The 12,429-nt window shown below is 45.8% G+C and carries 10 protein-coding genes; 3 read left to right on the top strand and 7 right to left on the bottom strand.

The annotated features are described in order from the left end of the window. Positions 1 to 19: 19 nt before the first annotated feature. On the bottom strand, positions 20 to 481 hold the full coding sequence (gene rtxC, locus AACS92_RS17995; protein WP_099109068.1) for an RTX toxin-activating lysine-acyltransferase RtxC: 462 nt from the start codon (positions 479 to 481) through the stop codon (positions 20 to 22). A 24-nt stretch (positions 482 to 505) separates the two neighbouring features. Further along, the gene (rtxH, locus tag AACS92_RS17990) at positions 506 to 871 is read right to left on the bottom strand and encodes a protein RtxH (RefSeq protein WP_099109067.1); all 366 of its coding nucleotides are present in this window, start codon (positions 869 to 871) and stop codon (positions 506 to 508) included. A 509-nt stretch (positions 872 to 1,380) separates the two neighbouring features. Here rtxH and AACS92_RS17985 point away from each other — a divergent pair. The 3 genes from AACS92_RS17985 to AACS92_RS17975 are packed head-to-tail and all read left to right on the top strand — an operon-like array spanning position 1,381 to position 7,047. Then, entirely contained in the window at positions 1,381 to 3,552 is a 2,172-nt protein-coding gene (locus AACS92_RS17985) for a peptidase domain-containing ABC transporter (RefSeq protein ID WP_099109066.1), read from the top strand. Beyond that, complete coding sequence (locus AACS92_RS17980; protein WP_099109065.1) at positions 3,545 to 4,900, top strand: HlyD family type I secretion periplasmic adaptor subunit; 1,356 nt, start codon at positions 3,545 to 3,547, stop codon at positions 4,898 to 4,900. The genes AACS92_RS17985 and AACS92_RS17980 overlap by 8 nt, the downstream gene beginning before the upstream one ends. A 2-nt stretch (positions 4,901 to 4,902) precedes the next feature. Then, positions 4,903 to 7,047 carry a type I secretion system permease/ATPase gene (locus AACS92_RS17975; RefSeq protein ID WP_099109064.1) on the top strand — a complete coding sequence of 715 codons (2,145 nt, stop codon included), beginning with the start codon at positions 4,903 to 4,905 and terminating at the stop codon, positions 7,045 to 7,047. Between the two features lie 682 nt (positions 7,048 to 7,729). On the opposite strand, the gene AACS92_RS17970 is transcribed toward AACS92_RS17975, so the two are convergent. From AACS92_RS17970 to AACS92_RS17950, 5 genes are all read right to left on the bottom strand, one after another. Continuing rightward, complete coding sequence (locus tag AACS92_RS17970; protein WP_099109063.1) at positions 7,730 to 8,269, bottom strand: hypothetical protein; 540 nt, start codon at positions 8,267 to 8,269, stop codon at positions 7,730 to 7,732. Between the two features lie 180 nt (positions 8,270 to 8,449). Continuing rightward, on the bottom strand, positions 8,450 to 9,715 hold the full coding sequence (locus AACS92_RS17965; protein ID WP_193756884.1) for a pyocin knob domain-containing protein: 1,266 nt from the start codon (positions 9,713 to 9,715) through the stop codon (positions 8,450 to 8,452). A 34-nt stretch (positions 9,716 to 9,749) separates the two neighbouring features. Next, on the bottom strand, positions 9,750 to 10,370 hold the full coding sequence (locus tag AACS92_RS17960) for a hypothetical protein (RefSeq protein ID WP_099109062.1): 621 nt from the start codon (positions 10,368 to 10,370) through the stop codon (positions 9,750 to 9,752). Position 10,371: 1 nt separating this feature from the next. Then, complete coding sequence (locus AACS92_RS17955) at positions 10,372 to 10,737, bottom strand: hypothetical protein (RefSeq protein ID WP_241537903.1); 366 nt, start codon at positions 10,735 to 10,737, stop codon at positions 10,372 to 10,374. Next, the coding region (locus AACS92_RS17950) for a phage tail tip fiber protein (protein ID WP_153044754.1) at positions 10,737 to 12,429 on the bottom strand (1,693 nt) is incomplete at its 5' end. The genes AACS92_RS17955 and AACS92_RS17950, both read right to left, overlap by 1 nt.

Below are 12,429 nucleotides of genomic sequence, written 5' to 3'. Positions count from 1 at the left end.
CCTGGTGTTGGGCAAAAAATTAAACAGTAAACCACTGTATCCGACGGATACAGCGGTCATTTTTAACATCCAGAATACCCCGGACAGTACAGGCTCTCTGGCCTTTCCAGGCCGCAAATACACGGCGGCGCAAATCCCGGGCGATATCATGTGCATGCCCGAATGGGGCAATCATTTCTGGAAAAAAGATATGCTGACCAGAGCGCCAGTCTTCATGCAATATTTCCCTTTCACCGGAAAGAATTGCAGCGCGGCTGCTGTCAGACAAAAAAGCCCAATTACAAAAAGCAACTGGGCGCTGGTGTTCATCTTCGTAATAGCAAAACTGATTGAGCTGAAATGACGGTAAGATTCGTTGTTGCCATTCGGCAACTAAATAACGGCGATGCAGGGGGGAATGTTGGCAAAGTAACATTACCCCGCCAATGATGGCCTGTATTTCAGTCTGATTCAGGGTTGCCGGTTGATGTGTGATCATCATAATAAAGCAACTATCCGGCTGATTTTATTTTGATTTTTTAGTATTCCGTGCAGCGCGTTTTTCCGGCTGTTCGGCTTCTGCAACTGTATTGTCAGCTTCAGCCGTCGCGGGGCTTTCATTTATTTCCGGCATCGGCAAAAAACCGGCTGCAATCAGCTTATTGACTTCGGCTTCCATACGCGGATCTTCGAGCATACCTTTCACCATAGAAACCATATACATAAAACCGGATGCCGGCATATGGATAACTTGTTTTAACTCCAGTTCCTGATCGTTTTCGGCCAGTACACCATTTGCCATTCGCTTAGGATCCTGACCAACAAAATAAAGAGAGAACACGCCTTTATTGTAATTAACGCTTGAAATTGTTTGAACAAATTTTTCAGACATATCACTATCCATTAAATAAATATTAACCCAATGTTAAAGGTATATTAAATTGAAATAATTAAATGATAAATGAATGCTATACTCCGCAGAATTTCATTTATTATTAAATTCCGTTTTTGCTGTAAATTGATTACAAAAAATCAGTTGGTTAAAGCGTATCAAAAACACCATTACAACATGAGTGAATAATCAGAATGAAGATTTAAAACATACATAAAATTCAACATAATTTGTAATGGCAGACAAAATAAGAGAGAAAAAACAAATAAATTACCGGCCACTCTGATCGAAAATATATCTATTTGCCCTTTAAAATCAACATATAAATATTAAAATGTCTGTTTAGGCACCACATTTTGTCCCAATAACCCACGCTAATATCCACAGTCATAGCAGATAATAATTGTTATTAGATTTATTAAAAATATTTCATCGAGAAATACCACACTCTTTTTCTGGTTGTTTCTTTAATTTGAGTTTTGACTTTCGTTACAAATAGACTTCCATGCATGAATGAAATAGAAAAAACAACATTATCATTAATTAAATTAATAATAATGATATCTAATGGCAAGCCCTCGGTTATATCTGATAAAAACATAAATAATAATGATGATTACCCTGCCGCTTTAAATAAATTAAAGAAAGAACACAATGTATCCATTAAAAATAAGCGTTCAATAAAGAAAAAAATTAACACATTATCTTTACCGGCAATTCTGTTTGACAATAATGGAAATCCTTTTATTTTAGCAAAATGCGATGAACATCGCGTGCTAATACAAAAGCCCCATCAGGAAAAACCGGAAATATTGGATAAGAAAGATTTTATCAATTTATGGAACGGTCATTGGCTTAAAATAAAACAAAACAGTAGCCAATTTAATATCCACTGGTTCATTCCCGAATTTGTCAGACAGAAAAAAAATCTGGCTGAAATACTGTTATTTTCTTTCGTCTTGCAGATTTTAGCCCTGATCTCCCCCTTATTCATTCAGGTTGTGATGGATAAGGTATTAGTACATCAGGCTCTATCCACACTGGATGTACTGGTATTCGGACTGGTATTTGCCGGAATTACTGAAGTTGTCCTGAGAGGGCTGCGGGAGTATCAGTATTCCCATACTGCCAACCGGATTGATATCAAACTGGGGCTGAAACTGGTTCAACATCTGTTTGGCCTGCCTTTACTGTTTTTCAAAACCCGTCAGGTGGGCGCGATTGTCACTCGGGTACGGGAGCTGGAAACCATCCGGGAATTTTTAACAGGGTCGATGTTTACATTATGCATTGATGTCCTGTTTATGTTTGTTTTCATTTATGTTATGAGCCTGATTTCCGGCACGTTAACCCTGATTTTCCTGATTACCATCCCCTTCTATGCCCTGCTGGCATGGTGGGTTACACCGAAACTCGAAAAATCGGTAGAAAAACAGTTCACTCATGCGGCGCTCAATACGTCATTTCTGACGGAAACTGTCGCAGGGGCTGAAACGCTGAAAAGCCTCGCAGCAGAGCCACGTTTCATCCGCCGCTGGGACAGCCAGACTGAAAATATGGTCAGTACCAGTTATGAAGTTCAGCAATGGGATAACCGTTCCAGCCATCTGGTTATGCTGTTACAGAAAGTCACCAGTGCCGTTATTATCTGGCTTGGCGCATCCGAAGTCCTCTCCCTGCATATGACTATTGGTCAGTTGATTGCCTTTAATATGATGGTTAATCATACCCAACAGCCGTTAGCCAAACTGGTTCAGCTCTGGGGGCAATTTATCCGTACCCGGATTGCCGTCGATAAGCTGGCAGATATGCTGAATTTACCGACAGAGCAGCAGTCTGTTGCAAAACAATCTGTCGCAAAGCAATCTGTCGCAAAGCAATCCGTAGAAAAACAGGCAGAGAAGAAACAGGTGGCACTAACCGGTGCTATTTCCTTCTCTGATGTCGTTTTCCGTTATCAGCCTGATATTCCTCCGACCATTAACCATTTCACGCTGGATATCAGGGCAGGAGAAACCCTTGGCGTTGTTGGTACATCTGGTTCCGGTAAAAGTACCCTCGCCCGTCTGTTACTGCGCCTGTATACCCCGGAGCATGGAACAATCAGGCTGGATGGTATTCCGCTACAACAACTGGATACGGAATCATTAAGGCAACAGGCCGGGATCGTGTTACAGGAAAATTTCCTGTTCAATAAAACCGTCAAGGAAAATATTGCCCAATCACGGCCTGATGCACCGCTGTCTGATGTGATTGAGTCTGCAAGGCTGGCAGGCGCACACGATTTTATTCTTAAACTGCCGTTAGGGTATGACACGGTTATCGCAGAAGGTGGTCAGTCACTGTCAGGCGGGCAGCGACAACGTCTGGCGATTGCCAGAACCCTGCTCTCCGATCCGCGAATTTTGATCCTCGATGAAGCCACCAGCGCGCTGGATGATGAATCACAGGCAATTATTCAGACCAATATGGCCGGTATTGCTCAGGGAAGAACTGTCATCACTATCGCACACCGGCTCTCCACAGTACGTCAGTGCGACCGGATTATTGTGCTGCATCACGGCCAGATCATCGAACAGGGCAGCCATGAACAGCTTTTACAGCATGGCGGGCATTACCAAAAACTCTGGCAGTTGCAACAGGAACTAAAACAGGAACAGGAGGGTTCTTCCCATGTTTAAGGCCATTTTGCGTAAGGGGCTGAAACGCCTGCGTTCTCCTTCTCAACATTACGATTTTTTACCCACGCATCTGGCATTGTCGCAACGCCCGCCTTCGCCGTTTGCCCGCTATACCGCAATCGCACTCAGTATCGGTGTACTGGTACTTCTGCTGTGGGCTTATCTGGGAAAACTGGATGTTCAAGCCACGGCAACCGGGCGCCTGATCGTCTCCGGTCGTTCACAGGTAATTCAGGCCTATGAACAGAGCCGTCTGGCGATTATCCATGTCACCAACGGGCAGCACGTTGAAAAAGGTGCAGAACTGCTGACACTGAATACACTTGGTGTCAATCAGGACATTACACGTATGCTTGAACAGCGTGAATATCTCACCGAAGAAAAGATCCGTTATCAGGCATTGCTGGATAATCACGCCCCTGAATCCTCCGCACTTTTTCAGCAACAATCGGCCATCAGCCAGAAAAAAATCCTGACGCATTACCAGCATGAAAAGCAGGAATTCGATGCGGTTGTAACCAATATTTATGCTGAAATGAATGTCAATCTCTCTTCACAGAAAGCCAAAGAGAATGATATTCAGGCGCTGAGCAACCTGCGCCAGAATATCACCCAGCGCTTACAAGCCAGAAAGACATTAAGCCAGCAGCAGGTTATCAGCCGGGTGGAATATCTGGAGCAAGAAAAAGAGTTTCTGGAGACGGAACGGCTGCTGACGCAACAAAGGGCGGAACTCGGCGTCCTGATGACGCAGAACAAAAGTCTGGAAGAACGACTGAAGAGTCTGAAAACGCAAAAAGATCGCGAATGGTTTGAAAAAATCAAGCAGGCGGATATGCAGCTATCTGTACTGAAACAAGAGCTGTCAAAAATGAAAGAACGGGAAGAGCTTTCAGTCGTTCGCTCTCCGGTAACAGGCACTGTCCAGCAGTTGAGCGTCCATACTCTTGGGGCAGTGCTGCAACCGGCACAAAATCTGATGGTGATTGTTCCTGACGACCATATACAACTGGCAGAAATCCAGATCCTGAATAAAGACGTTGGTTTTATCCGTCCGGGTCAACAGGTAACCGTAAAAGTCGATGCTTTCCCTTATACCCGCTATGGCACTATTGAAGGCAGATTGTTAAGTGTTTCCCGCGATTCCACGGTAGATGAACGGCTGGGGCTGGTGTTTCCGGCGCAAATCAGTCTCAATCAGAACAATATTATGGTTGACGGCAAACCGGTTGAACTTACGGCAGGGATGTCAATTGTTGCGGATATCAAAACCGACCAACGACGAGTGATTGATTACCTGCTCAGCCCGATTCGCGAATATCAATCTGAAGCGCTGAGGGAAAAATAATCATGGTAAATATTTTTTCCGATAACCGTTTTTCAGGTACAGATGGCACTGATACAGAAAATCATGTCAATAATCATGCTATTGAGTGTACCGTCTGGCTGGGAAAACAATTTCATAAAGTTGCCGATGCCGGGCAATTGCATCATGCCTTGGGGCTGGATTCGCTGGAACTGACGGACTGGCAGCTACGGGAAGCAGTGGATGCCATCGGGCTGCACAGTAAGTTTGATTCTCTGTCAGCAGAAACTGCATCTACTCTGCCACTGCCTGCATTGATTGAGCTGGAACATTGCTGGTGGGTATTGCTGAGTATTAATGCAGACCGTTTCACCGTACTCAATCCCATTACGGGAGAACAAAAAATACATGATCTGTGTAGTCAATATAAGATCCTGCTGGTCGCTGAAAAAAACCTGACTAAAAAACACGTCAAATTTGGCCTGAGCTGGTTTTACCCTTCCATTTTCAGGCAGAAAAAACAGTTAAAGGATATTTTTCTGCTGGCTATTGTCTTGCAGCTTTTTGCACTGGCCGCACCTTTACTGTTTGAAAATATCATTGATAAAGTATTAGTCGGGCGCAGCCTTTCCAGCCTGCATGTTCTCGGTCTGGCAATGCTGGCGCTCGCCATTGCGGAACCTCTGTATGGATTTATGCGTAATACCGTATTCGGGCATATGGCAAGCCAAATCAATGCGGAACTTTCCGGTCGGCTTTACCGTCATTTGGTAGGGCTGCCCCTGCCCTATTTCAAACAGCGTCAGACAGGGCAAATCATCGCCCGCGTCAGAGAAATGGCTCAGATCCGCCAGTTTCTGACCGGTTCTACCCTGATGTTATTACTCGACCTGATCTTCATTGTGCTGTTCCTTGGCGTTATGTTCCATTACTCCAGCCTGCTGACGTGGATTGTCACCGGATCACTGGTTCTCTATTTCCTGCTCTGGGTAACCGTCGGCCCGATTATCCGGCATAAAGTGGAAGCAGAATATGAAGCCGATGCTCAGGCAACCAGTTTCCTGACTGAAGCCGTTACCGGTATTGAGACCATCAAAACCACAGCAACAGAAAAGCGCTTTCTGCATCAATGGCAGGCCGTACTCAGCCGGCAGTTAATCCAGCGTTTTTCCGCCCAGAAAAGCGGGCTTGCCGCTGGGCAAGGGATCGCACTTATCCAGAAAATTGTCGCCGCATTATTATTGTGGTGGGGTGTCAAAAGTGTGCTGGCAGGAGAACTCTCTCCCGGAGAACTCATTGCCTTTAATATGCTGGCCGGGCATGTTACTCAGCCAATTCTGCGTCTGGCACAGGTATGGCAGGATTTTCAGCATACCCTGATTGCCCTGAGACGTGTCGGCGATATTCTTGATGAGCCGATGGAAAACAGTAAACAAGGGTTAGTTTCTTCCCCTGAACTGGCCGGACAGATTGAATTTAAAAATATTCGTTTCCGCTATCATGAGGATACCCCTGAAGTACTGGCGAACCTGTCACTATCAATCAGTGCGGGGGAGTTTATCGGGATTACCGGGCCATCCGGTTCAGGAAAAAGCACCCTAACCCGTTTATTACAGCGCCTCTATATACCACAACATGGTCAGGTTCTGGTGGATGGCATGGATTTAGCTATTGCAGATCCGGTATCGCTGCGACGCAACATGAGCGTGGTTTTACAGGAAAGCATCCTGTTTTCCGGCAGCATTGCTGACAATATCCGCCTGTGTAAACCCAATGCCACCGATGAAGAACTGTATCGCGCTGCGACTCTGGCCGGTGCCATCGATTTCATCAATCAGTTTCCCCATAAATTCGCCCATCCGGTCGGGGAAAAAGGCGGTAATCTGTCCGGCGGCCAGCGGCAACGTATCGCTCTGGCAAGGGCATTACTGAATGACCCCAAAATCCTGATCCTGGATGAAGCAACCTCTGCACTGGATTATGAATCCGAAGCCGCCATTATGAGTAATATGGATGAGATCCGCCAGAACAGGACTATTATCAGTATTGCCCACCGGCTGAATACGCTTCGTCATGCAGATAAAATATTCGTGTTAGATCAGGGAAAAATTATTGAATCCGGTTCACATGCCGACTTGTTACAACAAAATGGGCTTTATGCTCAACTCTGGCATCAGCAAACTGAGTGATTATTACGGCAGGAAATTCATTGAAGATGTGGATTGTTTCATCTGAAAATTAATTTCATAACGAAATAAACTCTCTTTTAAATTAGTTAATTAAAAACAACAAATTAACCTTGATTTAAACTTAAAAAATCAATGTATGTACACATCCATGTACAAACAAAAGCAGTACATGATGTTGTACATAAAAATTGTTTTTACACTGATGAAGGTGATTTCAAAGTGAGGAAAGGGATGTAATAACAAAGGGTAGGCATCTATCATTTTACGTGAGGGATAATTTCCATTATATACTCAGCTTCCACTAATGGTAATTATATTTCATGATATCAATTGGTCATCATCAAGGTGTGAATTTTATATAGAATTTCACACCTCCGTTCGAAACAGAAGGATTAAGCCAAAGTGAGGATGAATGGAATAATCAATGAGTTACTGTAGGTGTCCGAAAATTTTCGTATACTCCCCTTGATTGACAAGAGGAGCCTCTGAAATCGGAGCCTCCTAAATTTCATGCAGAAGAGTTAAAAGTGAGATTTCTCACCTTTATGTAACTTGTTGATTTTGCTTAATTCCTGCACAGAAACGGAATTCAACTAAATCAATGGGTTAAAAGGGGAGAATTATCCTATTTAGATAAGTGATTGATTTTGATTATTTATGCCAGAAAACTAAAAATTAAGGATTATTCTCTGTAATGTTGTTTATAAAATCTACCATTCAAAAACACTACGCTATGATAATGGTCAGGACTCCCTTTATATAACTTAAAGTATTTGCTTAACATAGTGCTAGTAGCATCGTGCCCGTATGTTGTATAAAAGTTCCACGTGTACTCATCTGAGCAATCTGAATCAATGAGCCCCATGTATGCTTTTATCCAGATATCTGGCAAAAAAAGAGATAATTGCGAGCCGAAAGAGGTTGCCCAGGGTGGATATCTGCGGTGATCTGAAGTTATTCGTAGGTCTTTCTCATTGGGGTGAGGATTAGCTGATTCACAAGAAACAAGTCGAATATCATGTAACTTACTAATATCTACCCATGCTTTGATGTATAGTGCAAGTTGTGCGGGATTTTTGTACTGACCATCTATCTTTACTTGTGATATTCCGTCTATAAAACCAAAACCATGGCAAGCCATCGTTAACCGATTCTTCCCCTGCTCTTTCCGGCTTGATTCTTCAAACCAATATGAGTCGGAATATACTTTTATTAACCTCATAACTTTCCTTTTTGCTTCTTCATCAATAGATACATCGCAAACTGTACTCCCTTCAATGTAAACCTTATCCTAACTAAATCTTTCTTCCCCCTGACGCAACGTAGCCTTCAATTACATCGTCAGAGCCGCTTAAGTCTGAATACAACTTAACCCGCAATTTTCTGCGGGTTAATTATTCCCTTACTCCACCAATTCAGCCTGATCACTATCAGTGGCAACCTCTGCCTCTTTCTGCCTCACATTCCACACTGAATTCTCCGGCATCTGGACACGAACATCCAAGCGACAGCCTTCGGGAATATCGCACGGTTCACCGTCCTGATAGTACACCTTTTCCCCGTTCACAAGGGCTTTTATCCGCTTGTTCTGAAAGCGTGCCGGTAAGTGGCTATGCTGACGGTGGAAGGTCTCAATCGTGATACTGCCGTCCTTGTTCACCTTATCATCAATGTAGATAAGTTCCAGCCCGTTGTTGTTCTTCGGGGATGAAATACCCCCATGCACACCCCAGGCACCATCGGCGTTATAGCCCAGCACGCCAGTTATCTGATAATGACCGAGGCCGAGTTTAGAGACGGTAGCACCTTCGGATTCGTCGTTGGTGGTGAACTTACCTAAAGGAAAGATTTTGATGATGGGGGAAGCTTTCCTGATAATACCGCCATTGTCTACGTGAGTATTGCCCTCTGTCCAAACTGCATGCCAATCACTCCAGATACCTGTTTCCCTATATCTGTAATAAAATTGTTTCTGAAAATGCGCCTGTTGATAAACATGATGCACATGTCGACTCAGAACCAAAAGCGGGCCATACTGTATACTTCCCACGCTATTTCTTACGGTGACCGAGCCGGGTCCACTATAAACACCACTGTCAACCGCATTATTATAATCATTATCAGTTATGAATCTTCCAGTCGTTGAGCCAATCCCATATTCCCCCGTTTTCAGCGCATTATTTAATCCAATATTCCTCACAAATTCCGTTTTATTCGGAATATCCGCCCCGTTCTGACTTTTATCCAGCTTCCCGGCAATCACTTCATTCATCGCCTTTATCGATTGCAGTGACACGGTTTGTCCATTCGGTAGCGTTACCTCCACCGTCCCGTTCTGCGTCATCCACTTATCCATATTCTGCAAGAACTGGATGTTGCTGCTGTTAATGGCGCACATATGTCGGACACCATCGGAGATGGAATTGGGCACGGTCGTCTGGATCTGGTAAGTGACGTTATTCAGGGTAGTTTTGGCTTTATCCGCCAGTACCAGCTCTGTATCCGAATTCACCGCCTGTATCAGATGCAGTAAATTACTGCTGCCGGACTGAATGAGTATCACCTGCCCCGGTGCAATGCCGTTCAGGTTATCTTTAAATTTTGTACCCGTGCCACGGACAATCGCCGAACCGGACACGGTGGAAAGTGTGCCTTGTGTGTAAATCATGGTTGGATTCCTGACATGAATAAAGCGGAGAGGGTTAACCTTCTATCATGGTTAAATCGACGATAAAGCCTGCCATTAAGGGAGGCGGGCCACGCCATGTACCGGGATTACTCTGACTGCCCTCATGACGCAGATACTCATAAGAATAAGCAAGTTCAATCCGGCCATTGCCGTAACGGGGCTTGAATGACTCGACATACACATCGTAATCCCATTCATCACTGTAAAAAGGCGGGTTATTGCTTCCGTCAGTGAAACGGATATTTTTATAATGCTGGCGAGACTGGGATTTTATCAGCATATACCCATAACGCCGCCCGGCCTCCCCCACATGCACAAGCGGTCGGTGTTGGTTATTGGGCACATCAACAGAAAAATAACGCACAAACGACAGTAATTTCATGGCCGACGAGAACATCAGTTCCCCGCGCTCGCTGTAGACCTCCAGTCCGCTGTTACCCCAGACAGACAGTTGTGAGATAGGCGCAAAGAAATACTTCCCGCCTGCGCCGTACACTTCGGCATAGTTATAGTAGCGCTCGTCCCAGCCGATATTGCTTTCATCCGCCCCGGCTTTTCTGAGAAAGCCCAGTGACGGCGTTTTATCGGACAGTTGCACCAGTCCGTTATCGGTGTAAAACTCTAATCCCAGCATCTTAAATCGCCCAAATCGTGACAAAGTTTTGCATTTCCGCCCACGGACTGGACTGTCCGCCCCCGCGCCCCATGTTTTCCCAGCGATAAGTGTCATAATCGACGTGATAGCTGAAGGTACTGCCAGAGACGCTGAACGTGGTGAACTCATTGCTGAGCTGGGCAATCTGAATCCCGGAGCCCCCAGAGCTACGCATACGCAGAAAGAAACGGGCAGTGACATTGCCGCCCTCACTTAATCCCGGCAAATACAGGCTGCCGGTTTTGTTCAGCGGGATCATGTGCGTCCCGAGAAAACGTGGAATAATGTTATTCGTGGTGATAATCACCCGCCCCTGCTCGTCATAAATCTCTAATCCCATGCCCATTACCAAAACCCCATTCGGATACGCAAGCGTCCGCGACTGTCAAACAATTGCTTCAGGTTGTTGGTTTCCACCCAATAACCGCCTGAACCCTGACCGTAACTGGTCATTTCCCCCGTGCGCATATCCAGCCTGAAGCCGGTTCTGTTGCGGGGATCGAAGTTAGCGGATTTGATTTCATCCCCGACAACCAGCTTGCGAATATTCGCCACATCAATAAAGGCATCCCGCACAAACAACTGACCATTTTTCGCCACCATAAACGGCTCCATTCTCCCGTTAGCGGGGTTATAAAACGCAAAGTTATTCGCAGAAAACCCAATATAGGATTCCAGTTGACCGTTTTTAATCTCACCACTAATCACCATGCCCCCGGCGTTATATTTCACCCCATTGTGCTTAAGAGTGATATTCACGCTATGAATAGCGTAACCATTGCCGGGCTGATTAAACTCGGCTTGCATTTTGGTGCTGATGATTGCCTGCTGATCTTTTAGCTGCGCCTGAACACGCTGTTCGCTCTCTGCAAATGATAAGTCTAATTTATTGATGGATTTCTGGTTTTCCTGAATGGAAGAGCGATTCTCTCCGACGCTGGATTTTACTTCTTTAATGGATTGCGCCCAGGCCACTTCACGGTCAGCAAACACCCGGTCAAGTCGCCGGATTTCGGCCTTGTTTTCCCCATCCCTTGCCATCAGCTCAAAACTATTCTGTTGAATAGCGACCCCATTAATCAGATCCGCTTCGGCCTGATAATCCAGTTGTGCCTGTAGCCGCTTTCCGGCCTCGGCTGTCATAAGCTGATCACCGACGGCGTCAGTAATCCAGCTCGCATCCGTGGAGGATTCGCCGCGCAGAAAGTCCGTCCACGGGGATTGATTACCGGATTTATCCACCAGTCGGGCACGGAAATAGAACGTGACGCCTGCCGCCAGTCCCTGCATGACATAGGTCTTTTGCGGGTAGGGAATATCCGACAGTAACATCAGTCCCTCGCCGTCACTCGTCGAGCTGTACTGGATTTCGGTTTTCAGTGTATCTTCGGTATGAGGCGCAAAACCCCAGTCTAACTGGATACCGAACACAATCGGCGTGGCTTTAAAGCCCAGTGGCGCAGGCGGCTCCCCGGCTTTGCCCTTCAGGTGCGTTTCCGGCGCATTGGCCCACAGACTGGAGATTTCCGCGGCATTAATCGCTCGTACCCGCGCCTGATAACGCCCGGCGTAGATGTTCGGCACCTCAAACCCCTGGGTTGAAGTTCTCGGTGCCGCTATCCAGTTGCCATTGTCCCGACGCCATTCGGCTTCATAGGCAATGGCACTTTCTGCCGCATCCCACGTCACCCGCAGTGTGGTAATGGCAATGCCCTGATGCACTACCGAATCACTGCCGATAACGACATTTTTCGGCGGCGACTGTACGCCGGGCGGAATAAGGGAAATGGGGCGTTCATCAATGCGAATGCCGGTATCAATGTGGGCGTATTTATCCGGGTTATGCTCAATGGCGGTAATTTCAAACGAAACACCGTCATCCCCTTCTTTAATACCGGTGACACGGAATAACTGAATGGCTAAATCGGTGGCATCAATGGCCCAGACGGACTCGGCAATCGGCGTTTCAGAATACGTCGTCGTGACCGTGATCACTTTCCCATTAACCGCCTGAATAGTGCGGCCTTCTGCCTTGCCC

The organism is Xenorhabdus sp. KJ12.1 (assembly GCF_963876495.1).
GTDB lineage: Bacteria > Pseudomonadota > Gammaproteobacteria > Enterobacterales > Enterobacteriaceae > Xenorhabdus > Xenorhabdus stockiae.
The sequence above is the reverse complement of the archived record's forward strand: the minus strand, read 5'-3'. Positions and strand labels throughout refer to the sequence as shown.

Bases quoted from the DNA above. Each gene is read 5' to 3' on its own strand.
- AACS92_RS17965 (WP_193756884.1), bottom strand. From the start codon at position 9,715: ATGATTTACACACAAGGCACACTTTCCACCGTGTCCGGTTCGGCGATT.
- rtxC (WP_099109068.1), bottom strand. From the start codon at position 481: ATGATGATCACACATCAACCGGCAACCCTGAATCAGACTGAAATACAG.
- AACS92_RS17955 (WP_241537903.1), bottom strand. From the start codon at position 10,737: ATGGGCATGGGATTAGAGATTTATGACGAGCAGGGGCGGGTGATTATC.
- AACS92_RS17980 (WP_099109065.1), top strand. From the start codon at position 3,545: ATGTTTAAGGCCATTTTGCGTAAGGGGCTGAAACGCCTGCGTTCTCCT.
- AACS92_RS17975 (WP_099109064.1), top strand. From the start codon at position 4,903: ATGGTAAATATTTTTTCCGATAACCGTTTTTCAGGTACAGATGGCACT.
- AACS92_RS17985 (WP_099109066.1), top strand. From the start codon at position 1,381: ATGAATGAAATAGAAAAAACAACATTATCATTAATTAAATTAATAATA.
- AACS92_RS17960 (WP_099109062.1), bottom strand. From the start codon at position 10,370: ATGCTGGGATTAGAGTTTTACACCGATAACGGACTGGTGCAACTGTCC.
- rtxH (WP_099109067.1), bottom strand. From the start codon at position 871: ATGTCTGAAAAATTTGTTCAAACAATTTCAAGCGTTAATTACAATAAA.
- AACS92_RS17970 (WP_099109063.1), bottom strand. From the start codon at position 8,269: ATGAGGTTAATAAAAGTATATTCCGACTCATATTGGTTTGAAGAATCA.